25 protein-coding genes and 1 pseudogene are annotated in these 25,262 nt (G+C 40.0%); 15 read left to right on the plus strand and 11 right to left on the minus strand.

The annotated features are described in order from the left end of the window. The first annotated feature begins 321 nt into the window (after positions 1-321). The 5 genes from HCR01_RS00670 to HCR01_RS00690 all read left to right on the plus strand — a co-directional run bounded on the left by HCR01_RS00670 (position 322) and on the right by HCR01_RS00690 (position 6,181). A complete protein-coding gene (locus HCR01_RS00670; protein ID WP_162396366.1) occupies positions 322-1,074 on the plus strand; it encodes a winged helix-turn-helix domain-containing protein in 753 nt (250 codons plus the stop codon). Positions 1,075-1,127: 53 nt separating this feature from the next. Next, on the plus strand, positions 1,128-2,459 hold the full coding sequence (locus tag HCR01_RS00675; protein WP_193193559.1) for a sensor histidine kinase: 1,332 nt from the start codon (positions 1,128-1,130) through the stop codon (positions 2,457-2,459). Positions 2,460-2,490: 31 nt separating this feature from the next. Next, the gene (gene phoU / locus HCR01_RS00680; RefSeq protein WP_162396364.1) at positions 2,491-3,162 is read left to right on the plus strand and encodes a phosphate signaling complex protein PhoU; all 672 of its coding nucleotides are present in this window, start codon (positions 2,491-2,493) and stop codon (positions 3,160-3,162) included. 654 nt (positions 3,163-3,816) lie between these two features. Continuing rightward, complete coding sequence (locus HCR01_RS00685; protein ID WP_193193561.1) at positions 3,817-4,425, plus strand: Crp/Fnr family transcriptional regulator; 609 nt, start codon at positions 3,817-3,819, stop codon at positions 4,423-4,425. Between the two features lie 130 nt (positions 4,426-4,555). After that, positions 4,556-6,181, plus strand: a complete 1,626-nt coding sequence (locus tag HCR01_RS00690) for an iron uptake porin (protein ID WP_193193563.1) — start codon at positions 4,556-4,558, stop codon at positions 6,179-6,181. Between the two features lie 107 nt (positions 6,182-6,288). On the opposite strand, the gene HCR01_RS00695 is transcribed toward HCR01_RS00690, so the two are convergent. Beyond that, complete coding sequence (locus HCR01_RS00695) at positions 6,289-6,549, minus strand: hypothetical protein (RefSeq protein WP_193193565.1); 261 nt, start codon at positions 6,547-6,549, stop codon at positions 6,289-6,291. 26 nt (positions 6,550-6,575) lie between these two features. Then, positions 6,576-6,800 (minus strand): hypothetical protein, encoded by a 225-nt coding sequence (locus tag HCR01_RS00700; RefSeq protein ID WP_193193567.1) that lies wholly within the window; start codon positions 6,798-6,800, stop codon positions 6,576-6,578. A gap of 26 nt (positions 6,801-6,826) precedes the next feature. On the opposite strand from HCR01_RS00700, the gene HCR01_RS00705 reads away from it, so the two are divergent. Further along, on the plus strand, positions 6,827-7,429 hold the full coding sequence (locus HCR01_RS00705) for a DUF3318 domain-containing protein (RefSeq protein WP_193193569.1): 603 nt from the start codon (positions 6,827-6,829) through the stop codon (positions 7,427-7,429). A gap of 130 nt (positions 7,430-7,559) precedes the next feature. Here HCR01_RS00705 and HCR01_RS00710 read toward each other — a convergent pair whose 3' ends face one another. Continuing rightward, the gene (locus HCR01_RS00710; RefSeq protein WP_413773913.1) at positions 7,560-9,281 is read right to left on the minus strand and encodes a glycosyltransferase; all 1,722 of its coding nucleotides are present in this window, start codon (positions 9,279-9,281) and stop codon (positions 7,560-7,562) included. 851 nt (positions 9,282-10,132) lie between these two features. Here HCR01_RS00710 and HCR01_RS00715 point away from each other — a divergent pair. The 4 genes and pseudogenes from HCR01_RS00715 to HCR01_RS40650 all read left to right on the plus strand — a co-directional run. Next, on the plus strand, positions 10,133-12,079 hold the full coding sequence (locus tag HCR01_RS00715) for an ArnT family glycosyltransferase (protein ID WP_193193571.1): 1,947 nt from the start codon (positions 10,133-10,135) through the stop codon (positions 12,077-12,079). Positions 12,080-12,170: 91 nt separating this feature from the next. Then, positions 12,171-13,310: a 7,8-didemethyl-8-hydroxy-5-deazariboflavin synthase subunit CofH gene (cofH, locus tag HCR01_RS00720; protein ID WP_193193574.1), complete on the plus strand. Its 1,140-nt coding sequence runs from the start codon at positions 12,171-12,173 to the stop codon at positions 13,308-13,310. A gap of 160 nt (positions 13,311-13,470) precedes the next feature. Then, entirely contained in the window at positions 13,471-13,869 is a 399-nt protein-coding gene (gene psb27, locus HCR01_RS00725) for a photosystem II protein Psb27 (protein WP_193194210.1), read from the plus strand. 195 nt (positions 13,870-14,064) lie between these two features. Next, positions 14,065-14,223, plus strand: a pseudogene (locus HCR01_RS40650) (hypothetical protein); the annotation flags it as partial. Here the strand turns inward: HCR01_RS40650 and pstB are convergent. The 4 genes from pstB to pstS all read right to left on the minus strand — a co-directional run bounded on the left by pstB (position 14,168) and on the right by pstS (position 18,134). Continuing rightward, the gene (gene pstB, locus HCR01_RS00735) at positions 14,168-14,947 is read right to left on the minus strand and encodes a phosphate ABC transporter ATP-binding protein PstB (protein ID WP_193193576.1); all 780 of its coding nucleotides are present in this window, start codon (positions 14,945-14,947) and stop codon (positions 14,168-14,170) included. The pseudogene HCR01_RS40650 and the gene pstB overlap by 56 nt on opposite strands. A 33-nt stretch (positions 14,948-14,980) precedes the next feature. Continuing rightward, positions 14,981-15,859: a phosphate ABC transporter permease PstA gene (gene pstA / locus HCR01_RS00740; RefSeq protein ID WP_193193578.1), complete on the minus strand. Its 879-nt coding sequence runs from the start codon at positions 15,857-15,859 to the stop codon at positions 14,981-14,983. Positions 15,860-15,917: 58 nt separating this feature from the next. After that, positions 15,918-16,916: a phosphate ABC transporter permease subunit PstC gene (gene pstC, locus HCR01_RS00745; RefSeq protein ID WP_193193580.1), complete on the minus strand. Its 999-nt coding sequence runs from the start codon at positions 16,914-16,916 to the stop codon at positions 15,918-15,920. A 174-nt stretch (positions 16,917-17,090) separates the two neighbouring features. Further along, positions 17,091-18,134, minus strand: coding sequence for a phosphate ABC transporter substrate-binding protein PstS (gene pstS, locus HCR01_RS00750; protein WP_193193582.1), 1,044 nt, complete (start codon positions 18,132-18,134; stop codon positions 17,091-17,093). Positions 18,135-18,839: 705 nt separating this feature from the next. On the opposite strand from pstS, the gene HCR01_RS00755 reads away from it, so the two are divergent. The 5 genes from HCR01_RS00755 to HCR01_RS00775 all read left to right on the plus strand — a co-directional run bounded on the left by HCR01_RS00755 (position 18,840) and on the right by HCR01_RS00775 (position 23,563). Further along, positions 18,840-20,348, plus strand: a complete 1,509-nt coding sequence (locus tag HCR01_RS00755; protein WP_193193584.1) for a UbiD family decarboxylase — start codon at positions 18,840-18,842, stop codon at positions 20,346-20,348. Positions 20,349-20,610: 262 nt separating this feature from the next. Further along, positions 20,611-21,150, plus strand: coding sequence for an SH3 domain-containing protein (locus HCR01_RS00760; protein ID WP_193193586.1), 540 nt, complete (start codon positions 20,611-20,613; stop codon positions 21,148-21,150). After that, positions 21,141-21,455 (plus strand): DUF4058 family protein, encoded by a 315-nt coding sequence (locus tag HCR01_RS00765; protein WP_193193588.1) that lies wholly within the window; start codon positions 21,141-21,143, stop codon positions 21,453-21,455. Before HCR01_RS00760 ends, HCR01_RS00765 begins: the two co-directional genes overlap by 10 nt. A 313-nt stretch (positions 21,456-21,768) precedes the next feature. Continuing rightward, positions 21,769-22,830, plus strand: coding sequence for a ParA family protein (locus HCR01_RS00770; RefSeq protein ID WP_193193590.1), 1,062 nt, complete (start codon positions 21,769-21,771; stop codon positions 22,828-22,830). Further along, positions 22,814-23,563: a HEPN domain-containing protein gene (locus HCR01_RS00775; protein WP_193193592.1), complete on the plus strand. Its 750-nt coding sequence runs from the start codon at positions 22,814-22,816 to the stop codon at positions 23,561-23,563. The genes HCR01_RS00770 and HCR01_RS00775 overlap by 17 nt, the downstream gene beginning before the upstream one ends. A 31-nt stretch (positions 23,564-23,594) precedes the next feature. Here the strand turns inward: HCR01_RS00775 and HCR01_RS00780 are convergent, their stop codons facing one another. The 4 genes from HCR01_RS00780 to HCR01_RS00795 all read right to left on the minus strand — a co-directional run bounded on the left by HCR01_RS00780 (position 23,595) and on the right by HCR01_RS00795 (position 25,144). Next, positions 23,595-23,759: a hypothetical protein gene (locus HCR01_RS00780; RefSeq protein ID WP_193193594.1), complete on the minus strand. Its 165-nt coding sequence runs from the start codon at positions 23,757-23,759 to the stop codon at positions 23,595-23,597. A gap of 235 nt (positions 23,760-23,994) precedes the next feature. Next, on the minus strand, positions 23,995-24,204 hold the full coding sequence (locus tag HCR01_RS00785; RefSeq protein ID WP_193193596.1) for a type II toxin-antitoxin system HicB family antitoxin: 210 nt from the start codon (positions 24,202-24,204) through the stop codon (positions 23,995-23,997). After that, positions 24,201-24,416: a type II toxin-antitoxin system HicA family toxin gene (locus HCR01_RS00790; protein ID WP_193193598.1), complete on the minus strand. Its 216-nt coding sequence runs from the start codon at positions 24,414-24,416 to the stop codon at positions 24,201-24,203. Before HCR01_RS00790 ends, HCR01_RS00785 begins: the two co-directional genes overlap by 4 nt. Before the next feature lie 56 nt (positions 24,417-24,472). Then, positions 24,473-25,144, minus strand: coding sequence for a DUF726 domain-containing protein (locus HCR01_RS00795; protein ID WP_193193600.1), 672 nt, complete (start codon positions 25,142-25,144; stop codon positions 24,473-24,475). Between the last annotated feature and the right edge of the window lie 118 nt (positions 25,145-25,262).

Here is a 25,262-nt window from a genome sequence, read left to right on the forward strand (position 1 = left end):
TTACAGTATCCTGTTGTTTTTAGGTATAGCTTATTTTTGAAATTTATATAGTACTTTTGTACTAAGATAAATATACTTAACCTTATCTGCTATTGTCAAGACAGAATCAAATTTATTTGGGAATTTCAAAACTTTTAAAGACACAGAGACTTTAGTGGCTTACAGCCACATTGATTTACAATATCAATATAGAGGGTACTGTTATGTATGTTACTTATTGTAAAGAAATTCTCTACCCCAAAAGTGTGGATGCACTGAGACTAGATAATTGACTCAATTATCATATTGATACAAGTACAGTCCCAGAATTTTATGATATCAATGTATACCAGTGAATCGACAAAGTATTCTACTAGAGCGGACATCGGTCAAACCAGCCGCATTTTAGTAGTAGAAGATGAAGAACTAATCCAAGAGATGCTAGCTGTAGCATTGGAAGAGGAAGGTTACGGAGTAATAACTGCTCCTGATGGTCGATCTGCAATAGAGTATCTCAAAAATTTTGAACCTAACTCAGGAGATCTTCCTTTTGACTTGATTATTCTTGATTTGATGCTCCCTCAGATAAATGGACTAGATATTTGTAGGTTACTGCGTCATCAAGGAAACCCAGTACCAATTTTAATGCTGAGTGCTAAGGGTAGTGAAACAGACCGAGTTCTGGGGTTAGAAGTAGGGGCAGATGATTATCTCACTAAACCCTTTAGTATGCGCGAGCTAGTAGCACGTTGTCGAGCTTTACTACGCCGCCAACGCTTGAGCACTTTGCCGCAACTACCTGTATTAAAATATAAAGATGTGGCATTGAACCCTCAAGAGTGCCGCGTATTGGTTCGTGGTCAAGAGGTAAGTTTATCTCCTAAAGAGTTCCGCTTGCTGGAACTGTTCATGAGTTATGCCCGTCGGGTATGGTCGCGGGAACAACTACTGGATCAAGTTTGGGGGCCAGATTTCGTTGGGGATAGTAAAACTGTAGACGTTCACATCCGCTGGTTACGCGAAAAATTAGAGCAAGACCCTAGTCACCCTGAATATATTGTGACTGTGAGAGGTTTTGGCTATAGGTTTGGATAATTAGTTGAGATAGTTGCTAGTTTTTAGTAATCACCAAGAAACTAACAACTCAAATGTTTTTATTGGGATTTTTTTTAGGCTTAGCGATAGGCATTGGGTTTTGGGTTTGGCAACAGGTTAAATTAAACCGCTATCTAGGGCGAGCACTCCAATCACTATCCTGCCGTCATTCTAAGGTGGATCTGCCACTTATGCCTCGCCTGTGGCAAAAAGTAGCAATGGTGCAGAAGCTGCGGCAAGATTTGCAGCAGTCGTTACAAACTTATCAAGACCTGTTAGATTTTGCACCAGTGGGATATTTGCAGGTGGATGAAGAAAATCAACTGCTGTGGTGCAATCAGCAGGCGCAAGAAATTTTGTACTTGCAAAGATGGCAACCAGGACAGGTGCGCTTGTTACTGGAGTTGGTACGGTCTTATGAACTTGATCATTTAATTGAGCAAACTCGTGATTGGCAAAAACCCCAGATGAGGGAATGGGTATTTCACCCTTCTTGTGATAATGCGGCAGAGATGCAGGCAATAAAATCTCTGACTTTGCGAGCCTCCAGTTTACCTTTACCTCAAGGACAAGTAGGAGTATTTTTAGAAAACCGCCAACCTCTACTCGATATAAATCAAGCACGAGACCGTTCTTTTTCTGATCTAGCTCACGAACTCAGAACGCCACTAACTTCGATTCGTCTGGTTGTGGAAACGTTACAAAACCGCTTGGAACCACCTTTAGATCGCTGGGTTAACCGCCTGATGCAGGAAGTTGATCGGCTGATTAACTTAGTGCAAAGCTGGTTGGAACTGACTCAACTGGAAGCAAGCTCACCTATTCAATTGCAAGCTGAAGCTGTGGAAGTGCGATCGCTAATTGCATGTGTATGGGAAACATTAGAACCGTTGGCACAGCGGCAAAATCTGTCTCTTACTTATTCTGGTCCCGATAATCTTTGGATTAAAGCAGATCAAGCCCGCATTTACCAAGTTTTTCTCAACTTGCTGGACAACAGCATTAAATATAGTCCTCCTCAGACTACCATTCACGTCCAAGCGAAAATCTTATCGAAAGAGGATACTCATCAAGGCGATCCTGCTTACCCAGCTGTAGAAATAAATCTTATTGATTCGGGAGTCGGTTTTTCGCCAGCAGATTTACCCCATGTTTTTGAGCGATTTTACCGAGGAGATAAAGCGCGGACTCATTCGCCATTGCAAGAAAGTAATTCGATAGGAACGATTGTTGGTAATGGCTTGGGTTTGGCGATCGTCTGGGAAATTGTTCTCGCCCACGGTGGTTCAATCAAAGCTATGAACCATCCAGAAACGGGTGGTGCATGGATGCAACTACAACTTCCTGAAGTTATGGCAAACTCTCAAAGCCAAGACTATAGTTAATAATATCTTCACGTTTGAGACTACAAGTAGTGTGAAAGCTGTCCATTCTAATCCTGATTCTCAAAGACCCCACCAGCTGGCACGCGCCATTAGGCGCTTAGAGCGGGATGTATTGATTATGGGAGCTTTGGTAGAAAACTCATTTCGCCTCAGCCACCAAGCGTTATTTGCCCGCAACTTAACGGCTGCTGAGAAACTTCCCCGATTAGATAAAAAAATTGATCGCTTTTATAGACAAATAGAATCAGACTGTACAGCAATCATGACGCTACAAGCACCTACGGCCCAAGATTTACGATGCTTGAGTGCTTTTATGCAGCTTGTGCGAGACTTAGAGCGCATTGGCGACTATGCTAAGGATTTAGCTGAGATTGCAATTAAAATCTTTCCTTATCCGCCTCATACGTGTTTATCAGAGATTGAAGCCATGTCCCTTCACGCCCAGGCTATGCTAGCAACTAGTTTGGGGGCTTTAGCAGATTTGGATGAAGCTGGTGGACGAAGTTTAAAGCATTTAGATGATACTGTAGACGATGCCTACGATCGCGTTTATCAGACTTTAGCTCACCAACGGGATGTTCAAGGTGTTGTCGAGCCGATTGTGCTGCTGGCGTTGGCGATTCGTTGTTTAGAACGCATGGCAGATCATGCTACTAATATTGGTCAAAGAGTGGCATACATCGTTACTGGTCAGCGCTCTTAATTAGAGCTTATTAGAGCTTATTAGAGCTTGGAGATAATAAATCGGGCAGCCCGTCGCGTGCATAGAGAAGCCTGAGTGTCGAAAGTCGGTGCTCATAACGTTGTCGCTATTCAGGTAGACTTGACATCAGTACTTTAGTTAAAAAACATACTACTTTAGATAGATGTGCAAGAGCCAATTAAATAGTGATTGAAAAATGAGTTTGAGAATTCGTAGAAGATAAAAGCTTCATCGTAGTAAAGATTAACGAGAGCAACAGTTCCTCCTTTCACCAGACGTTGACATGGTGGAGAGTCCTTGTCGTGACAAGTTGAAAAAGCGATTCAGATGTCTGACCTAATTTTAAAGTTGTATTTAATACCTATGTCAGATATTCTCACTTAAAAAGTCTAATATAAAAAAAAATTAAAAATTAGTTAGCTAACATACATTTCACTAAAAGCTTACCTTTTCTTAAACTTACACGATTAAAGTAACCAGAGTTGACTGTGTAATAGCACTTGTAATCTTTGAATTAAGTTTGATAATTACAAACACCAGTATTAAACAATTTTGAAGTTATTTAGCCACATAGTAGTTCATAAAAAATTGCTAGGATACATCTGATAAATTTTAAATTAATCAAATAGTTCCGCTCTTTCAAACCCTGCAATCATGTATTCTACAAGTCTTACTCCTAACTATTCTGTTGCGTCGAATAATTCTGCTTTGGGTGGCCATTTACCTCAACGTCTATTTAGCCGTCGGGAAGTTATTCCACCTCGGAATGATGTACTGTGGCGCATTGAGCGCGGAGCAGTTCGTACTTTAACCTGGAGTGAAGACGGAACATTTGTAACTCTAGGTTATTGGGGCCCTGAGGATCTGATTGGCTATTCTTTTTCTAGAGTTATGCCCTACCAAATCGAATGTCTGACAAGCGTGGAAGTTAGCATTGTACCACCTCATCTTTGGCATCAAGATGTTAATGCCTTGTTGTCTCATATTCAGCAGGCAGAAGAACTATTAAGCATAGTACATCGCAAACCAATGTCGTTACGTATATGGCAATTTTTAGTGTGGTTAAGTGAAAAATTTGGTCGTGATGTAGAACAAGGCAAGCTAATAGATATGAATGTTACTCATCAAGAAATATCAGAGGTATTGAATACTACGCGAGTAACAGTAACTCGGCTGTTACAGCAGTTTGAGGAAGAAGGAGCGCTTTTACGCCACAAACGACGTATTATTCTGCGTTTACCAAAGCAATTAACTAAACTATAGTCTTAACTTGTGATAATTGCTAGAAACAAGGTATAATTGGTGCGGAAATTGTGAGTAAAATTCCTGAAAAAAAAGTTCTTGTAATTTTACCATAAGTTGAATTTATTTAGGTGTGAGTGAGAGTAAAAACATGACAAAACTGTTTTGGAATGTGTTGAAGGTCAGTCCAGTTATCGTAGCTACATTTTTTGCTGCTAACAGCACTTTAGCCGCGGAAACTAAAGAACAAGTAACAACTGTTGCCCAACTATCTCAAGAAGAGTCTAATAGCCTTGGTCAGGTAACATCTGTTTCTCAGTTCTCGGATGTACAACCTACAGATTGGGCATTCCAAGCTTTGCAATCCTTAGTTGAGCGCTACGGCTGTATTGCAGGTTATCCTAATGGTACTTATCGTGGTAATCGTGCTTTAACCCGTTATGAATTTGCCGCAGGTTTGAATGCCTGTTTGGATCGGGTTAATGAACTGATTGCTACAGCTACAGCTGACTTGGTAACTAAGCAAGACCTAGCTACCTTACAGCGTTTGCAAGAAGAGTTTTCCGCCGAATTAGCAACCTTACGCGGTCGCGTTGATAGTTTAGAAGCACGCACATCTGAACTTGAAGCTAATCAGTTTTCCACCACTACTAAATTGGTTGGGGAAGCAATTTTCAACGTATCTGATGCTTTCGGAGATGAGAGAGCTGGTGGTGGCGACTTACAAAGCAATACTACTTTTTCTAACCGGGTTCGTTTGAACTTGTACAGTAGCTTCGCTGGTAAAGACCAATTGCAAGTTCGGTTGAATGCTGCCAATATCGTATCTAATAGCGGTGTAACTGGTACCAACATGACCCGCTTAGGCTTTGATGGTGATACCGGCAATGGCGTTGAAATTGATAAAGTTAACTATGCTTTTAACTTTAATGACGCATTGAGTATCAAGGTTGAAGCTACTGGTGCTGAGTTGTACGAAAACGTCAACGTCTTTAACCCTGATTTCAGAAGCAGCGGCTCAGGTGCTTTATCTCGCTACGGACGTTTCAGCCCCATTTATCGCCAAGGTTCTGGTGGCGCTGGTGTAACTGTCACTTTTAATCCTAATGGTGCTCTTAGCTTGTCGGGTGCTTATCTGGCTCCTAGAGCTAGCAACCCCAACGACGGTTTTGGAATTTCCGATGGTGACTATGCAGCCTTTGGACAGATCGCATTCCAACCTAGCAAAGCTTTCAATATAGGTCTAACCTACGCTCACACCTACGATGGTGGTAGAGATCCTGATCTTACGGCTGCTGGTAATCCCAACGATATTAACCTGACGGGAAGTACAGGTAGTGCTTTCGCTACTCGTCCCTTTGGCAATGGTGTTGCTACTTCAGCAAACCACTATGGCGTACAAGCTACCTTTCAACCCAGCTCAGCATTGACCGTTGGTGGTTGGGTTGGTTATACAACCGCCAAATCTGAAGCTGGTGCAACTAGGGGTAGTGATGCAGACTTGTTTTACTGGGCTGCTACCCTTGGTCTTAAGGACTTTGGTAGAGAAGGTAACTTGCTTGGTCTAATCTTTGGTCAATCACCCACAGTTACTAGTAATGATGTCGCGGGTAGAGAAGATCCAGACACCTCTTATCATGCAGAGGCCCTCTACAAGGTGAAACTCACCGATAACATTGCTGTGACTCCTGGTGTGTTGGTGATCTTCAATCCTGAACACAATGACGCCAATGACACCGTTTATATAGGTACACTGCGTACAACCTTCACTTTCTAAAACTATTCGTAAGTTAGTAGTGACCATTCAAGTACTCACTACTTACTAGCCTATTAGATAAACAAAAACCCGCCTTTGTGCGGGTTTTTGTTTAGGAAAAAATGGGATTACGTGGAATTATAATCTCGCTGATTAGATATGTCTGTTGGGGGGCGATCGCTACTCCAAGCCCACCATACATAATCACAATGACAATAGTAGAACTCCTGCCATTTGCGGCGACGGTCTTCTGTCATGACGGGCGATCGCCGATTCAGCCAAACTTTTGCAGCTTCTAAGCTGCTTGAGTGGCAGTTAGGACAACAAAAATCATAAGCGTGTGTTGCCTTATTCGTCCATTCAGGCGGGATGAGAGCAAAAGCGTCCATGTATTTATCAAATGTAGTCTTAATAGTTATCCAATTTGAGGTTTTGAACTTGGGGGCAAACGGATACCATAAAATCCCGCCATCTTATAAAATCGCTCTACTAGTATTTTTATAGCTTTGTTTGTTCTATTTACAAACCCTAGTTTGCGTAGGTTTTCACCAATAGAAGGTTTATTCTTAAATACGGTGATAACGTTTGACAAATCAAAGATTAACACGAAAAGTTTATCTTTTGCAGAATTAGTCACCATGCATATTATGGTTAATAATTAAAAATATGGAGCCAAATGTTGAAATTCGACGTTTGTTAGATGTCATGCCTGCTTCTGGTCGGATGACCACAAAAGTCGTCAGCAAACCGGAGCAGTCAAAGGTAATACAAGCTTCTTTTCCCTTACCCTGGAATCGAGAACGACCAATATATATTAACTTCGATTTGTGGCGTCGTCTGACGAAGCCGCAACGAGATTTACTGCTGTTGCAGATGGTTAGCTGGTTAACAGGGGTGAAGTGGTTTAAACCAGATGTTTATCAAGGTGTAGTACTGGCGGGGCTTTTAGGTGGATTAGTGGAATCAACACAGTCAGATGTAGTAGGTATAGCTGTGGCTGGGGGATTAAGCGCGATCGCACTTACTCGGATTTGGCGCACTAATAAATCTCAAGAATCAGAGTTAAATGCTGATGCAGCAGCAATTCGCATAGGACAACGGCGCGGTTATTCAGAAGTTGCAGCAGCAGCACATTTGTTATCTGCAATTGAGGCGGTAGCTAAGATTGAAGGACGTTCTGGTTTAAATTTTACTGAATTGATTCGTTGTCAAAACTTACGAGCGATCGCGGGTTTATCGCCAGTGGGTATGCCTGAAAGTTTTGAGTGAGGAAAGAGCCGCTTTGCTCTAATTCGTAATTCGTAGTACTCGCCTCCGAGGAGAAGCAAGCTAGGTAATTCGTAATTCACCAGGAGTTAAGATAACGCATAATAATGCAATAACTTATCAACCATTCTGATTAATCTTTTTTACAATGAAAAAGTTTGTAATCATAGCCGTTTACTAATGGCAAAGATTGGGTATTAGCAACACATTCTTTGACTTCTTCTGCTATGGGAGCATGAAAATTTACAAGCCATAAGTCAAAGGGTCGTGGTAGCGTCTTTAAGTTATTTGCTAAAGCAATTGTAGAAGTATTAGGGTCTTGGTCTTGATGAGCCAGGAGAAACAGAATATCTGAGAAACGGGAATTCTGCATTTTAAATTCCCTCGCTACTCCCATCATTTCCCCAATATGCACATGAGTAATTTGGGTGGTGGCAATGAGTACTGGAACTTGCGATGTTTGCTGAATTAGCTGTGCAAAAAGGTCAGGGCGATAGTATTTTTGATAACCAAGATTGCAAATGACTGTTACGGCACTGAAAAATCCCATTAGCCAAATGAGAATCACGGCTTTTTTACCAGTTATTCTCCCAAAGTTCCGAGGATCAATTTTCGATTTCCGAATTTCTCTCCATTTGGCTATTTCTTCGGAAGTCCTTTTCATCAGTTTTTTAGGAGAATGCCAACAAACCGCAAGACTCGCCCCAAGTAAAACTATGACAGCAGGAAAGTAAACAAAGTTATAACGAGCGCCCCTTGTCAGGTCAATACCAAGAAAGTACGTAAAGATAAAGAATAAAGCGATCGCCCCCACAACTACCCCAGCTAATACCTGAGTCATCAAGCGATTCTCTGATTGCTGTAGCTGAAATTTTAGTCCACGAACCAAAATTGGTGCAGCCCAAATCAAGAACATCAGCATCACCAGCCCCGAAGCAATCACAATTACTAGCTGTGGTGCTTCAACTGGTAGCAAATAAATCATGGTTATCCATGCCGCAAAAGCCTGAAAAATTGGGCTTAACCAAGCAAATCCTACACGTGGCTGCTGTATCCAGTCTGTCAATTTACTACCATAGCTATTGTGTAAAAATATGGGTAGCCAAACTGCACCTGCTACAAAAGTGCCAACAGCAACGGCATAGAGGCGCCGCCAGGGATGCGAGAAGAGAAGAGAAAATTTTGCGCCAGCCTGATGCTGCCAAGCCAAAACAATTAAAACTAGAGCTTCAGCACAGAGGGTAAGGGCGAAAAAGTAATGAGTCGCAATACCCAAAGCATTAATTCCCACCCAGGAGATTGCTACCCAAATAGGTAATTGTGTTCGGTTTTTGATGTGACGTGTGGTAATTACCAAACAACCCAGGGAAGCAATCACCCACAAAATCGCCAAAGTGTAATGACGCGCTTCTTGTGCTAAAAAAATGCCATAGGGTGATACTGCCATCATGGCAGCGGCTAAATGGCCAACCAAGCGAGAGCGAAAGCTCAGCCAGCTTAAAGTATAGATAGCTGGGATGGATGCAGCACCAAAAATAGCCGCAAGCGATCGCGCCCCCCACAAAGACACTAAACTCTCTTGTGTGGGAAATAACTGCATCCACCAATGAGCTAGGACAAAGTAAAGTGGGGGATGATTAGTTTCATGACTCAAGTGTGCCCATACATCTCGAATGTTAGCGGCGGGTTGTGGTTGTAGTGGTTGCAATAAGATATCAGGGGCAATTGCTTGATCTAGGGGTACTTCTAAAAAACTATTCCCCAAACTAAACACCAAAGTGGAAAACTCGTCAGTCCAAGGAGGCTTTGCAGTCAAGTTGGCTAGGCGTAAGCTGATACCGATGATCAACCACATCAAACAAAGCAAGGGATGAAACCAGCGAGAAAGGAGGAAAGCTTGCCAATTATGCAAATGCATTTGTTGTGAGGCAGAGGTTTCACCTGCCAAAGGTACACGGTGATTAGCGTCGGTAGGTAGCAACGAGATCATCCTTCTGCAAAATTGAGATACGCCCCAAAAAATAGCTTTCATAGCCCTGCCATCAACAAGCCAATTTTTACTTAGACTTGACATTTTAGATTTAAGTTCGATTAAAAAATCTCCATTCGTGACTATTTCACGTCGGTTGCTTGCTAGATTTGGGTACAAGTTCAGCAATTTAAATTACTTTTTGCCGTCCAATTAGCTGCAAGAGAATTTTATATCATTGGGCGTTGTACCTGCGATCGCACTCCAATGCACCACGGGATTAAAAAACCCTGCCAACACTCTAACTACTTACACTGCCTCCTTTTATTGATGACTAGCTATTGTCAAATCTGCGCCCCTTTCAATCCTACGATACAGTTGCCTCAACACTCCGGTGAATGCTGCAAATCCTCAACAATCAGTCTTAAAATAAGTTCTCTAGTCGCCTACCACCTAAAAATCTGGTTAAATAAACACTGAATTTTGATAAATATCAAATCATTCAAAATATTTTAAGTAGATAGACGTAATTAAATGTAAGATAAAGCTTTTGTTCGTAGTGAGCGATTTATCGCTCTATATAAGGTTTTCAAGGGAGAAATTCCTTACTACTAGCTCTGACTTAATTAAGCCCTTCTACTTATATAGGTTTTAATCAACATAAATTTGTCGTAAACTATTGTTGTTTTTCGCTTGATTCATCGGAATAGCAACAATCTTTTATATTTTTTGAAAAAATGCTAGTTATATTACCTATTGTCTGCTTAATTAATATTTTTTTAATAATTAATAAAAATCGGATCGATTGGCGTGAGTCTGTGATATTGGCAGCTACTTACTGGGCAGTTTTACTCACTATCATCACAGAAAGCTTGAGTTATTTTAAGTTAATTACTTTTGGTTGGATATTAGGAGCTTGGGGAGTAAGCTGTATCATCCTAATTTCTATATATTTTAAGTTAAACACTCAAAAATATGATATTTCCGAAAATAAAATATCTCAAATCAATAAAAAAAATCCAATTCAGCCCTTAATAATTTTATTATTGTGCAATATAGCTTTTTATATAGTAACAATTGGATTAATTGCCATCATCGCACCACCCAATAATTGGGACTCTATGGACTATCACATGAGTCGCGTTGCTCATTGGATACAAAATCATAGCATTGCTCATTATCCAACAAGTTATACGCCACAGCTATATCAAAACCCTTGGTCAGAATTTGTAATTTTGCATTTTCAAATTTTGAGTGGTGGTGACTACTTCGCTAACTTAGTCCAATGGTTGAGTATGATTGGCTGCCTGATTGCAGTCTCGTTAATTGCAAAACAATTAGGAGCAGATTTAAGAGGTCAGATTTTCTCTGCTGTTGTAGCTGTAACGATTCCTATGGGTATTTTGCAAGCATCAAGTACTCAAAATGATTATGTAATTGCATTTTGGTTAGTTTGTCTTGCTCACTATGTGCTATTAACTGTACAAGCAAGAAATAACTCTAATTGGACTAATTTCCTCCAAATTGGTAGTAGTATAGGGCTAGCTATTTTGACTAAGGGAACAGCTTATTTTTATGTATTTCCCTTCTTAATTTGGTTAGGTTTATCTCAGATTAAACGCTTACATTGGCAAGTGTGGAAGCCAGCTTTGATTGTAAGTAGTATATCTTTACTGCTTAATATTAATCACTGTTTACGCAATTATAATTTATTCGCTTCGCCACTTGGTGAACCAGGTGGTTATCGAAATGAAATACTTGGTGTTAATATACTTGTTTCCAATATACTCAAAAATCTTGCTTTACACATAGGCACACCAATCGGTTTATGGAATGGGATAGCCAATAAGTTAATTAGAATTATCCACACATTCATCGGTGTAGATGTTGATGACCCTAGGATAACTTTTTCTAAAACATTCTTTGTGCCAGGAGGTTGGTCAACAATAGGGATAACTGGCAATGAAAACAATGCAGGTAATTTAGTACATCTAATTCTCATAATTTTATGTATTACTGTTTTTATAACCAAAAAATCTCTCCGTAAGCAAAGTTATATTTTTGCTTATCTGATTACTGTCGTGTTTACATTTTTGATATTTTGTTATTTAGTAAAATGGCAAGCCTGGAATAGTCGCCTTCATTTACCTTTTTTCGTACTGATGTCTCCATTTATAGGTGTTGTTTTATCCAATGTTAAAAAAGATCAAGTAGCAATATTTATACTATTGTTCCTGCTTTTATCATCATTAAGTTGGGTATTTTTTAACAGATATAGACCGATTATTTCTAATAAAAGCATTTTCCAAATAAGCAGAGTGGAACAATACTTTAGCAATAGACCATACCTCAACGTAACTTACACAGGAGCCGTTGAGTTTTTAAATTCAGCAAAATGCTCGAATATTGGGTTATCAATGGGTAATGACCCTTGGGAATATCCTTTATGGGTACTTTTACAGCAAAACCAGCAAGAAGTAGTTAAAATTCAACATATTAATTTAAATAATATTTCAGCGTCTCTAGAAAATGAGTATCCCTATAAAGAATTTCTACCTTGTGGAATAATTTCAATGGAAACTAAAAAAAGCAGGCAAGAAAAACGCCAAAAGATTAATTTTCAAGATAAAATTTATGAGCGAGCCTGGTATTCTCCAGAACTTAGTGTATTTATAAATAAGTAGAATTTTGGAGAATTTTATTGGTTACAGCATCACAAATTTAAGATTTACTGAGAAAATTAAGAGAGTAATACTTTAGTTTTTGAGATGTAATGTGACCAAAAGTGCTGTTGAAACAATTCTTGAACGTGCTTTGATAGGGTACGATTTATCTCCTTCAGAGGGAGTGATATTATTAGAACAAACTGACCCAGAGGCGATCGCAGCGATTCGCGCCACAGCCGACAAACTCCGCTACGCTCAAGTAGGTGACACAGTTACCTACATAATTAACCGCAATATCAACTTTACTAATATCTGTGAGCAGCACTGTAGTTTTTGTGCTTTCCGTAGAGATGATGGTGATGTTGGTGCGTATTGGTTAGATTGGGCGCAAATTTTAGAAAAAGCTACAGATGCGGTGCGGCGAGGTGCGACGGAAATCTGTATGCAGGGGGGATTGAACCCGCAAGCACAGATAAACGGCAAATCTTTAGCTTATTACCTCAAGGTAGTGGAAACCATCAAGCAGGAATTTCCCCAGGTACATCTACACGCTTTCTCTCCGCAAGAAGTGCAATTTATAGCCAGAATTGACGGACTTGAGTATGCCGATGTAATAACCGCTTTGCGAGATGCTGGCGTTAATTCAATGCCAGGAACAGCAGCCGAAGTGTTAGATGATGAAGTACGGCGGATACTGTGTCCAGAGAAGATTGACACAGCTACTTGGCTAGAAATTGTCAGCACAGCTCACAAATTAGGCTTACACACTACTAGCACCATGCTGTCTGGGCATATTGAAACACCAGCACAGCAAATCGAGCATTTAGAAAAATTGCGATCACTCCAAAAAACCGCCATCAATCAGGGATACCCAGCCCGCATTACTGAATTTATTTTATTACCCTTCGTCGGTCAAGAAGCGCCAAAACCCTTACGTCGTCGTGTCGGACGCGATCAACCAGTTTTGACTGATGCGCTACTACTAGGCGCTGTGGCGCGGATTTTCCTAGGTAACTGGATTCCCAATCATCAGCAGAGTTGGGTAAAGCTAGGACTTGCAGGTGCAAAGGAAGCCTTAGTTTGGGGTTGCAACGATATCGGCGGCACATTGATGGAAGAACACATTACCACAATGGCAGGTGCTTTAGGTGGCACATGCATGGAAGTGGAAACATTGCAAACAGCGATCGCTTCTTTAGGACGACCTTATCAACAACGAGATACTCTTTATCAAACAGTTAGGAGTTAAATAGGACTTACGCAAGTCTTACATTTCTTTCGTGGAGGTTATCCAGAGTCCAAAGTCCAATTTTTGACCCTTGACTCCTCACTCAGCACTAAATTGATCCCCAAGATACCAATCCAGGATACTATGGACGTTGATTTGCGTAGTATTTCACTTAATGCATATGAAGCGCTATTGGTCGCGTCTGCTTGCACTGGTCTTGGTTTTAGCCATTGGCTTAATAGGGTGTTCTGGTAGTCCAGATAGTTTAACAGGGGATTATCGCCAAGATACCTTAGCTGTAGTCAATTCCATGAGGCAAGCCCTAAATTTATCAGAAGATTCACAAAACAAAGCAGAAGTTCAAGCAGAAGCGCGTCAAAAAATTAATGACTTTTCAGCTCGCTACCAGCGAGTTAATTCTGTTTCTGGTCTTGGCTCTTTTACAACCATGCGAACAGCTCTCAACTCCCTAGCTGGACACTACAGTTCTTACCCAAATCGCCCTGTACCACAAAAGCTCAAAAATCGTTTAGAGAAGGAGTTACAGCAGGTAGAGACGGCGCTGAAGCGTGGCGCTTAACTATTCGCCAACCTACCGTCAAAAATTAAAAACTCCATCTCTTTGTGGGTGGAGTTTTTGGGCATTGGGCCTAAGGCATTATATTATACAGAAAAATTATTTTCGACACTATACATAGATTGGAGGTCATATGATCACCGATATTCTTGAGATGGGTGAGCAAACTAAGCTGCGGGGGCAGGTGTTGTACTCGGCTCTGGGATTGCGGGTGCCGAGGTAGCAACGCACCTGGCGCGTCATGGACGAGAGGTGGTACTCATCGACAACACAACTAAGTTTTGTTATACAAAAAAGTATCTTAACCGAAACGCCCTGAAATGTAGTCGCGGGTACGGGGGTCGAGTGGATTGTTAAAGATTTGTTCTGTAGCACCAAATTCAACCATTTGACCAATACGACTCTCATCTGTGCTGAAAAAAGCCGTGAAATCTGATATACGAGCGGCTTGCTGCATATTGTGGGTAACGATCGCGATCGTTAATTGCGATCGCAAACTATGGAGAAGCTCCTCAACTTTCATCGTAGCAATCGGGTCAAGAGCCGAGCAAGGCTCATCCATCAAGAGAATTTTGGGTTTGACTGCTAAAGCACGAGCAATGCATAGTCGCTGTTGTTGACCGCCAGAAAGCCCTAAAGCGGATTTATTCAGTTTATCTTTCACCTCATCCCAAAGAGCAGCGTCTTTCAAAGCGGATTCGACAATCTCATCAAATTCTGCTTGGGGACGCCTCATGGCTATTTTCACACCGTAGGCAACATTTTCATAAATACTCATGGCAAAAGGATTCGGCTTCTGGAACACCATACCAATTTGGCGGCGTAGCTTATTTGAGTTGATCCGAGGGTCATAAATATTCTGACCAAAAAATTCTACGCACCCTTCAACTTTCACAGGCCCTTCTAATTCACTAATGCGATTGAGGGTTTTGATGAAAGTAGATTTACCACAACCACTCGGCCCAATAATTGCTGTTATGTGGTTTTGATAAATATCCATTGATATTCCTTCAATTGCTTTGGAAGTGCTGTAATAAAAGCTCAGGTTTTTAACTTTGATGGCTGGAATTAAGTTACTCATACTTAACCAAAGGTGTGAAACAAAAATTGAGTTTTACTTTGTCTCTCTCTTGCTAATAACTAACCGAGAGACAATACTGACACACAAAACTAAGCTGAGTAGAACTATGGAAGTAGTCCAGACCAATTGATTTTTTTGCGGGTCGGGGTCGTTGTAGAGGTTAAAAATCAATACTGGTAAGGAAGCTGTTGGACTTAACAATCCTTCTGACCAATCTAGACTAAACAAAGCAGTAAAAATCAGAGGTGCTGTTTCACCAGCTGCACGAGCTACAGCTAATAAAATGCCTGTAGTAATCCCAGGGATTGCAGCAGTAAAAACTATGCGAAAAGTAGTTTGTAGACTAGTTCCTCCTAAAGCGGCGGAGGCGAGGCGTTGAGTAGTGGGAATGAGTTTTAAGGATTCTTCTGTTGTGAGTACGATAACGGGTAGCATGATGACGGCTAAAGCAAAGCCACCTGCGATCGCACTAAATCCCTTAGTTACTAAAACAATCACACCATAAGCGAATATACCCACAACAATCGAAGGCACACCTGTAAAAATTTTAGTAATAAAACGAACAAAGCCAATAGCTGGATTGGTTTGATTAAATTCCGCCAAAAAAATTCCTGTCATTATGCCTGTGGGAATACTTAATAATGCACCAATCAGCACCATTGTGATCGTACCAAGTATGGCATTAGCAAACCCATTATCAATTACTGTTTTGACAAACATTTCTGGATTGAGTGCAGATATTCCTCGCACAACAATTTCCCATAAAAGTGACAGCAAAGGAACAAGTGCTAGACCTGTAAAAACAAAGGCGATCGCATTCATTGTATATGTAAACAACAGTCGCCTTGTTGGTAAAGGGCTGCATAATTCTGCTGCTATTTTATTGCTTTCAGACTTTAGATAACCACTCATTTTTTTGAACGTTTATAATATTTAAGTTTTTTGTTGAGATGCGATCTAGTTCAATATCTTATTTATTTTTCCTACCAAACCACTGCACTAATAACACTGCACCAACATTTACAACTAGAGTTAACCCAAACAAAATTAATCCCAAATAACTTAAAGCGCCAATATGCAATCCTGGTTCGGCTTCTGCAAATTCATTGGCTAATACAGAGGGAATTGTATAAGCCGGATTAAGTAAGGATAGACTGATTTGAGCAGAATTACCAATCACCATAGTCACAGCCATTGTTTCGCCCAAAGCACGTCCTAGAGCGAGCATTATTGCACTCATAATTCCAGAAAACCCAGATGGTAGCAAGACCCGAAAAATTGTTTCCCAGCGTGTACCACCTAAAGCCATAGATGCACTGCGTAATTCTTTAGGTATAGCTAGCAATACTTCACGAGTAATCGCTGCCATTGTTGGCAAAATCATGATGGCTAGAATAATGCCAGCAGTTAACATATTCGTTCCAACAGGATCTTCTGTGTTAAATAGTGGTATCCATTTGAAAATGATCGCTAGCCATTTTTGCAGAGGTTCTAAAACCGGAATAAAGACAAAAATAGCCCATAAACCAATGATCACACTGGGAATTGCTGCGATTAATTCAACAACAAATGCTAAAGTTGTTTGTACCGATGAAGGTAAGAAATTTTCACTAGTAACTAAGGCGACGGCAATTCCTACTGGTACAGCAAATAAAATAGCGATCGCGCTACTTACTAAAGTTCCATAAATATAAGGTAAAGCACCAAAAATCTGATTACCTGTATCCCAATCTTGACCCCACAAAAACCCCAGCCCAAACTGCACAATGGCTGGTTGAGCTTCGCGGAAAATTACCCAACTCATCACAAATAGCACCGCAACAGTAATTACGGTAAAAACATAAACAAGCTGTTTAAATCCTTGGTCAAACCAAAAATCTGTTCTGCTAGTGGCTGTCAGGTCAAGATTTTCATCGCCTAAATTCTGTTGAATTGATGAATTATTTTTGGCTGGTTCTGATGATGTCATTCAATTTTAGATTTTGGATTTTAGATTTTGGATTGATCTCACAGAGAAATCTGCTTGCTCTGTGACATCAAGAAATGTCGGTCATTACAAATCTAGAAATATAGCCTTTTTTTATGTAAATAGGGTGGAAAAATCCCCCACCCTAATCAGGAAAGAAATTAGTTAGATGACAAATTAAGGCTTAACAGTGCTATTTACTGTCTGAAGTACTCGGTTTGCTACATTAGATGGAATCTTAGTGTAGCTGAGGTCACTGTTATATTGTTGACCGTCTGTCAGTACCCAATTAATCCATTTCTTGACAGCATCAGCTTTGGAAGCATTAGCATACTGCTTATAAATCATCATCCAAGTAAGACCTACGATAGGATAACCTTGTCCTGGATCTCCTACAAAAACGCGGTAGTTGTCTGGAAAAGTTACAGCTGATAAAGCTGCGTTTGCAGATTCTAAAGAAGGAGCAACAAATTCTCCTTGCTTGTTCTGTATCAGCGCTGATTTCAATTTGTTTTGGGTAGCGTAGGCATATTCAACATAACCAATAGAGCCGGGAGTACGAGATACTAAAGCAGCTACGCCAGGATTACCTTTACCTTTAAGGACGTTTGGTAGTGTCCACTTAGGAGAAGTGCTAGCTCCAATTCTTCCTTTGAAATAAGCACTGATGGCACTCAAATGATTGGTGAAAATGAAAGTTGTACCACTACTATCAGCACGAACAGCAAATTTAATTGGTTGATTTGGTAGATTTACACCAGGATTATCAGCTTTAATTTTTGCGTCATCCCAGTTAGTAATTTGACCTGAGTAAATCGCTGGAAGTGTAGCGCGAGATAATCTGAGACTGTTAACACCTGGAAGATTATAAACAACAGAAACCGCACCCCCTGCTGTGGGTACTAAGATTGCACCATTCTTGACTTTAGCCATTTCATCATCTTTCATTGCTGCATCACTACCACCAAAGTCAACTGTTCCAGCAATTACTTGACGAATACCGCCACCGCTACCAATTCCTTGGTAGTTAATTTTCAGTTCTGGATGTTTTTTTCTAACTTCACGAGCATACCGTTCGTAAAGCGGAGCTGGAAAAGTTGCTCCTGCACCATTCAAAGTTTCAGCTTGAGCGATCGCAGTAAAAATCGGGCTAAGTGCAATAGCAGATGTCACTACTGAAGTAGTAACTACACGATTCAAAATGGTAGTTGAAAAAATCATATTACCTCGTATTAAAGGAAGATTTTACTGTTGTCATTACAGCCTTGAAATAAGGTACATTTTTTATGGTTAAAGGCAATTTAACGACAGGTAAACAAATTATTAAAATATTTTTAACTTTTAATCGCAACAAAGCATATACTATGCTTTGATTTCTATTTAAGTATATTTAATATAAAAAAAATTAGAGTTAATATGTTTTGGAAAAAATTCAATTCAAACGTAGAAAAATATCAATATAATATAGTTTGCTATCTTGAGATTTATGTAATTTATTCTTTATAGTTAGAAACGAAAATGCTAACTAGCTTAGGTTGGTTAATCACTTAAGCGATCGCAAACTTCCAAAAATTTATAAAAACACAAAAAAACTGGCAGGAGCCATATAACAAGACTGCCTGCCAGTAAGGTATAGTTTATTCTGGCCATGTTTGAGCAGGTTAGCGCTTATTTGTAATAAATAATGCTTATCCCAGGTTAGGATAACCAAATTGTTTGTAAAACATGGTTAAGAAAAATAAATAAATAGATTAAGTTGCAGTTAAAGTTAACAATTTCCCAGATGGTGGAGGAAGAGAGCAGGGGAGCAGAGGGGCAGAGGGGAATAAATACTGACTCTTGACCCTTGACCCTTAACTCTTAACAAATGACTAATAATATAAGAAAGCGCTTCACACTTCTTAAATATTCGATTTTATTAGAACAATGGCGAGAGACTTGCGGGGATTCATTAAAATTCTGGAACAAAGAGGACAATTACAGCGAATTTCAGCTTTAGTTGACCCAGATTTAGAGATTGCTGAGATTTCCAACCGGATGCTGCAAAAAGGTGGGCCAGGGTTATTGTTTGAAAACGTCAAAGGCGCTTCTTTCTCTGTGGCGGTGAATTTGATGGGAACTGTGGAAAGAATTTGCTGGGCGATGAATATGCAGCATCCAGAAGAGTTGGAAACTCTGGGGAAAAAGCTGAGTATGCTGCAACAGCCAAAACCACCGAAGAAGATTTCCCAAGCTATAGATTTTGGTAAGGTGCTATTTGACGTAGTTAAGGCGAAACCAGGACGGGACTTTTTTCCCGCTTGTCAACAAGTGGTGCTGCAAGGCAATGATGTAGATTTGCATAAGTTGCCTTTAATACGTCCTTATATTGGTGATGCTGGCAAAATTATCACGCTGGGATTAGTGATTACACGGGATTGCGAGACAGGTACGCCAAATGTAGGTGTGTATCGCTTACAACTGCAATCACAGAATACGATGACAGTTCATTGGTTATCGGTACGGGGTGGGGCGAGGCATTTGCGAAAAGCCGCCGAACGTGGGAAAAACTTAGAAGTAGCGATCGCACTCGGCGTTGATCCTCTAATTATCATGGCAGCTGCTACGCCCATACCTGTAGATTTATCAGAATGGTTATTTGCAGGACTTTACGGCGGTTCGGGTGTGCAATTGGCAAAGTGCAAAACCGTAGATTTGGAAGTTCCCGCAGATTCGGAATTTGTCTTAGAAGGGACGATTACACCAGGGGAAGTTTTACCAGATGGGCCTTTCGGCGACCACATGGGTTATTACGGTGGCGTCGAAGATTCGCCATTGATTCGCTTCCAATGTATGACGCATCGCAAAGATCCGATTTACTTAACAACATTTAGCGGTCGTCCACCCAAAGAAGAAGCGATGATGGCGATCGCGCTAAATCGCATTTATACCCCTATTCTGCGGCAACAAGTATCAGAAATTGTTGATTTCTTCTTACCAATGGAAGCTTTAAGTTACAAAGCTGCAATTATTTCCATTGATAAAGCATATCCCGGACAAGCGCGACGGGCGGCTTTAGCATTTTGGAGTGCTCTACCACAATTCACATACACAAAGTTTGTCATTGTTGTAGATAAAGACATAAATATTCGTGATCCGCGTCAAGTAGTGTGGGCGATTAGTTCCAAAGTTGACCCCACACGAGATGTGTTTATTTTGCCGAATACACCCTTTGACACTCTGGATTTTGCTAGTGAAAAAATTGGTTTAGGCGGACGGATGGGAATCGATGCTACCACGAAGATTCCCCCAGAAACCGAACATGAGTGGGGTGCGCCTTTAGAGTCAGATCCAAATGTAGCGGCGATGGTAGAGAGGCGATGGGCAGAATATGGTTTGGCTGATTTACAGTTAGGAGAAGTTAACCCAAATCTGTTTGGCTACGATATGAAGTAAAGTGTTGGATTGTAACCAATAAAAATCTACACTAGCTATCAGTTTGGCTGATTTTCGTCAGTCAAACTGACAAAATAATAAAATCTCAGAAAGAAAAATCTGAATAATCTAGTTTGATATAAATATCTTTTTTATTATCAGAAAAAGCTTTGAGACAATGAAGCATTTCTGTATTATCAATTAACTCTATTTTTTCAGGTATGATTTGAGATACAAATAAGACTGCCGCATTGGGTACTGATACCAGGAAAATAGAGAAAATATGACAAAAAATGCGAAAAACTCACCATCAAAGCTCGCTATAGTATTAGGACTAAGTTGTGTTAGCGTAATTATCAATACTGGTATAGCTAATCAAATCGTTTTAGCAAAATCAACTAATGAAAATAAGTGCGATATTCTTGCCTACGTTACTGATACAGATCTACAAGGTTTAAATGTGCGGAGTGGTGCAAGTGTCAGAAACAGAATTCTGGGGCAAATACCTATCCATGAAACAGTTCAGATTGTTGCAGCCTTGGGAAAATGGGTACAGATTACTAACGCTAGCGATGGTTTTCAAGGAACTGGATGGGTTTTTGTGCAAAACTTAGGCATATCATCACGGGGCTATGCTACTAATGGCGTAGATATTTACGCTAATGCTAATCAGCAAGGCCGAAAAGTGGGAAAAATTCCCGCTGGTGTGAATATTAAATTGTTAGGCTGTCAGGGAGATTGGGCGCGGGTAGAATATCAAGGTGTCAAGGGTTGGTTGGCAAGGGAAGATCAGTGTGGTGCTGCCCTAACTAGTTGTTCTTAGAGCTACATACCCCTCTACCACAAAAAAAGAGGGTTAAGAAAAAAGTCAAAAATGGCGATGGTACGCAAGATGATTATCGCATTTTAGTTAGTCGAGGGGAAAATCGTCCGCAATCTGATTTATATGCCTTTAATTTGCAAGATGCAATTCCTTCATTTTCCTTGCTTTTGCGAGCGGATGATCGTGAACCCTTAATAGATTTGCAGAGTTTATTAACTGGAATTTATGACCGCGCAAGTTATGACTTAGTAATAGATTATAGTCAAGAGCTAGCATCACAATTGTCAGAAGAGAATAGAGTTTGAGTGGATGCAGTGTTGCGAGAAAAAGGACTACGTTAACTCACTATAACTCTTGACTTAATTCTTAGACTGACGAAAAGCAAGTGATCGCTCTTGTGACTGTACCCTTTAAGATTTCCCTACAGGATTTATACAACAAGGTTAAATTCGAGCTTGTTGAATCGGAAGGGGAAGTGCTGATGTTGAATAATTGGGATAAAGGGGCGTTAAATAACTTGCTGTTCTGTAAGCTTTTTAGAAGCTATATTTAAGTCATACAGGTTCTAAAATAAAACCTGTACTCAAAAGATTTCAGAAGTATCAAAAGCAAAATAAGATGGTTCACAAGATTGCCTTGTTCAATCACAAGGGTGGTGTCAGTAAGACCACAACAACTTTTAACTTAGGTTGGATGCTTGCTTCAAAGGGTAAAAGAGTTATCCTTGTAGATACTGATCCTCAATGTAATCTAACAGGAATAGCTCTAAAAGAAGAGACTGAAGATGATGAGGCAAGGATAGAAAACATCTACAATACACATTCAAATATAAAAACTGGCTTGGCTCCTGCTTTTGAGTCACAGCCACGGGCTATTGAAGCTGTCGATTGTATTCCTATACAAGGACAAGAAGGGTTATTTGTATTACCTGGTCATGTTGGCTTTGCTGAATATGAAGTAACATTAGGTATTGCACAGGAACTCAGTGGCTCAATTCAGACACTCAAAAACTTGCCAGGTGCTATTTCTGATCTGTTGGAAAAAACTGCTAATAAATTTAATGCTGACTATATTCTGATTGATATGAGTCCAAGTTTAGGAGCAATTAATCAGAACTTACTAATGACAAGTGACTTTTTCTTAGTACCTACAACGGCTGATTTTTTCTCTGTAATGGCGATTGATTCTCTGTCTAGAATTTTATCAAAATGGTGTAGTTGGGCAAGGATGGCAAGCGCAAATCCTATATTAAAGGAAGCTGCTTATCCTTTTCCAGAATTTACCTTGAAATTTTTAGGAACCATAGTTCAAAACTATAGAATTATTAGGGGTAAAGAAACAGCTGCATTTCAAACATGGATAGAAAAAATAGAGAATACAGTTACTTATAAACTACTACCAGTTCTAGAGCAAAATAATCTTTTATTACCAAAGCAAGTCTATACTGAGCAGGGTATGAATGGTAGTTGTACTCTGACAAAAATTTCTAACTTTAATAGTTTAATTGCTCTCTCACAGCAACACAGTACGCCAGTTTATGCACTTATAACCGAGCATTTAGGACAGACAGGTATTGTACGCGAAAATAATCAAAGAAAGCAAGAGGAATTTAAAACAACTTTTTCTGAGTTAGCAGGTAAAATTATTGCACTATCATCCAGTTATGCAATCAGCGCTTGACCAATTTCGCATTAGTATCCAGCGTGTTCGAGATCTGATTGCTCTTCATACTTCCGTTAAGGCTCAAGCTACTGCTGCTCTGGATCTTTCAGACATTTTACGAGCTGCCCTAGTTCTAACTGTTAGTGCCCTGGATTATTATATCCATGAGGTTGTCACATTGGGTATGCTGGAAATTCATCGAGGACAACGTACTGAACCAGCATCTTCAGCTAATACTACTCAATCAGCCTTTTCCCGTTTTCAAGTTTCCTTGGGAAGCGCTCGTGAGGATAGAAAAATAGCCATAGATATCGCCTCTTGGATAGAGAATGACATACAGCAGGTTTATGGAGCTAACTTTTTACAGTATTTTCATACTATTTCTGGTTTAATTCCAGATATATCAAATAGTATTTTGAATAGATTAAATAATACTTCATGGTTAGAAGACGAGATTCGAGAACGTCTAAGTTATCAAAGCTTCCAGCAACCTGACAAAATAGCTAATGCAATCAGGCAAATTTCGGATAAAAAATTGTGGGATGAGGTTGCTAGTAAAATGAGTAAACCTCCTAAAGATATTAAGCAACAACTTACTCTAATTGTGGATCGCAGAAATAAAATTGCTCATGAAGCAGATATAGATCCTACCCTCAACATAGGTAATCGCTGGTTTATTGACGAATCAATGGTTGGTGATACAGTTGATTTTCTTGAGCAGGTTGTAGAGAGTATTCATCAAATTTTGTAGCTTTTAGTGGATCAAGGGTAGAAATTGTTAACTAACTAATTGGGTAAGATAGGCAGACAATCGTTGTGGAAAAATAAAGACTGCGATCGCCCCTTCCCCCACCATCTCCCACCAACTTCGATAAAATCACTATGGTGCTGTTTAATCCTCCCCAAGCCTGATGAAAAGCGATGTCTGGCGACAAGCCGCTAGGCATCTACGCTCTTGTGACTGTACCTTTTAAAATTTCCTGGCAAGATTTGTATAACAAAGTAAAATTTGAGCTTGCTGAGTTAAAAGCAAAAAGCGCTGATGCTGGAAAATCGGGTTGAAAGGGGCGTAGGCGTAGCCATCGTTCGCGTAGCGTCTCGTAGAGAAGATATCGCCTAACTTATACAAACCACCTATTTTTCTCATAGTAACAACGAAGTTTACGCTACTTTTAAGGGCTTTTAAGGAAAAGTAATTGGCTCTGGCAGAGGTTTTTCTTGCTCTTGATACCATTCAATTAGAGATTCAATCACTTCCTGTCCATGTTTAGCAGCTTCTTCATAGGTTTTGCCATGAGTATGAAACTGCTGCCAAGGGAATTCTGGCAGGTGTACCAAGTAGCAGTTATCTTCATCTGACCATTGGATAACCATACTGTAGCGATCATTCATTCTTCCTCCTTTATTTCCCTTAGCTTTTTCAATACACGGTCGACTTGTTTTTCCAAGTATTGCGGTGCATCATCTCCATCGTTTCCAGCAACGGTGACTGGTTCATCAGGTATCTTTGGATGAGTCCAGAAAGTATGACTACCTTTGGCGGGACGATAGACAAACCCAGCCTTTGACAACATTGCCTTTAACTGTCTAATTTTTTTGGGCATCTACCTCCAAGTTAAATCACTATACTAATTGTTGACTATTAACAGCCTAATTTATTTCATATCTGCCATAAACCCTTTCTAACTAATTTTGGCAAATAGTCTAAGTAGTTTGAAAGGCTATGACTTTTACCAATAAAAGATGTAGCATCTTCATTTATTATCTTTGAATGGTACTCTTTAATTGGCTTACGTCCACAAGCATTATTACCTACCTCAGCTACTTTAAATTTCTTTTTTAATATTGGATCATCGTAGTTATACACATTTATTAGATTTCCTCTTATTTGCGAGGCTACATATCCCCATTCTTTACTGCTATCCCTACGAACTGCTCCACCGAGAAGAATTACATCTTGCAATGAATGGTAAGTTTCTAACCAAACCTCCATACAATAATAAGCAACATGTGCCCCTAGTGAGTGTGCAACAATAGAAATATGTTGTTCAGAAATGTCAGAGTAAATTAAACTTGGTAGATATTCTTTACCAACACTTTTTGCACGACTTTTGCAGTTATGCCAATGAGGGATAATTAATCCCAAGACCATACTTTCCCAACAAGAAGAATCCCACCATAAATGATAAACAGAGTATTGCCATTCAGCATAACTCAATGCTGAAAGCAAGTTATCGCGCACCTTATCTTGACTTAAATAACCATCTATAAATACTAAGGCTTTTGAACTTCCGGCTGATTGTGAAATAAGTCGCAGTTCAGGACGTTCCATTACATATATTCTTTTAAACTAACTATCACTCAATTTCAGTGTTCCCAGAAGTATTCTTGCCATATCACTCCTTCCATACAAAAAGCGATCGCCCTCTTCCCCCACCATCTCCCACCAA

This window comes from Nostoc sp. MG11 (assembly GCF_014904695.1).
GTDB lineage: Bacteria > Cyanobacteriota > Cyanobacteriia > Cyanobacteriales > Nostocaceae > Komarekiella.

Coding starts and splice junctions, on each gene's coding strand:
- HCR01_RS00675 (WP_193193559.1), top strand. CDS start 1,128: ATGTTTTTATTGGGATTTTTTTTAGGCTTAGCGATAGGCATTGGGTTT.
- HCR01_RS00690 (WP_193193563.1), top strand. CDS start 4,556: ATGACAAAACTGTTTTGGAATGTGTTGAAGGTCAGTCCAGTTATCGTA.
- HCR01_RS00695 (WP_193193565.1), bottom strand. CDS start 6,549: ATGGACGCTTTTGCTCTCATCCCGCCTGAATGGACGAATAAGGCAACA.
- HCR01_RS00770 (WP_193193590.1), top strand. CDS start 21,769: ATGGTTCACAAGATTGCCTTGTTCAATCACAAGGGTGGTGTCAGTAAG.
- HCR01_RS00790 (WP_193193598.1), bottom strand. CDS start 24,416: ATGCCCAAAAAAATTAGACAGTTAAAGGCAATGTTGTCAAAGGCTGGG.
- pstA (WP_193193578.1), bottom strand. CDS start 15,859: ATGAGTGGTTATCTAAAGTCTGAAAGCAATAAAATAGCAGCAGAATTA.
- HCR01_RS00705 (WP_193193569.1), top strand. CDS start 6,827: ATGGAGCCAAATGTTGAAATTCGACGTTTGTTAGATGTCATGCCTGCT.
- HCR01_RS00780 (WP_193193594.1), bottom strand. CDS start 23,759: ATGCCTAGCGGCTTGTCGCCAGACATCGCTTTTCATCAGGCTTGGGGA.
- HCR01_RS00710 (WP_413773913.1), bottom strand. CDS start 9,281: ATGTGGTTGATCATCGGTATCAGCTTACGCCTAGCCAACTTGACTGCA.
- pstB (WP_193193576.1), bottom strand. CDS start 14,947: ATGAGTAACTTAATTCCAGCCATCAAAGTTAAAAACCTGAGCTTTTAT.
- HCR01_RS00670 (WP_162396366.1), top strand. CDS start 322: ATGTATACCAGTGAATCGACAAAGTATTCTACTAGAGCGGACATCGGT.
- pstS (WP_193193582.1), bottom strand. CDS start 18,134: ATGATTTTTTCAACTACCATTTTGAATCGTGTAGTTACTACTTCAGTA.
- HCR01_RS00795 (WP_193193600.1), bottom strand. CDS start 25,144: ATGGAACGTCCTGAACTGCGACTTATTTCACAATCAGCCGGAAGTTCA.
- HCR01_RS00715 (WP_193193571.1), top strand. CDS start 10,133: ATGCTAGTTATATTACCTATTGTCTGCTTAATTAATATTTTTTTAATA.
- psb27 (WP_193194210.1), top strand. CDS start 13,471: ATGAAGCGCTATTGGTCGCGTCTGCTTGCACTGGTCTTGGTTTTAGCC.
- pstC (WP_193193580.1), bottom strand. CDS start 16,916: ATGACATCATCAGAACCAGCCAAAAATAATTCATCAATTCAACAGAAT.
- HCR01_RS00685 (WP_193193561.1), top strand. CDS start 3,817: ATGTATTCTACAAGTCTTACTCCTAACTATTCTGTTGCGTCGAATAAT.
- HCR01_RS00700 (WP_193193567.1), bottom strand. CDS start 6,800: ATGGTGACTAATTCTGCAAAAGATAAACTTTTCGTGTTAATCTTTGAT.
- HCR01_RS00755 (WP_193193584.1), top strand. CDS start 18,840: ATGGCGAGAGACTTGCGGGGATTCATTAAAATTCTGGAACAAAGAGGA.
- HCR01_RS00760 (WP_193193586.1), top strand. CDS start 20,611: ATGACAAAAAATGCGAAAAACTCACCATCAAAGCTCGCTATAGTATTA.
- HCR01_RS00785 (WP_193193596.1), bottom strand. CDS start 24,204: ATGAATGATCGCTACAGTATGGTTATCCAATGGTCAGATGAAGATAAC.
- HCR01_RS00775 (WP_193193592.1), top strand. CDS start 22,814: ATGCAATCAGCGCTTGACCAATTTCGCATTAGTATCCAGCGTGTTCGA.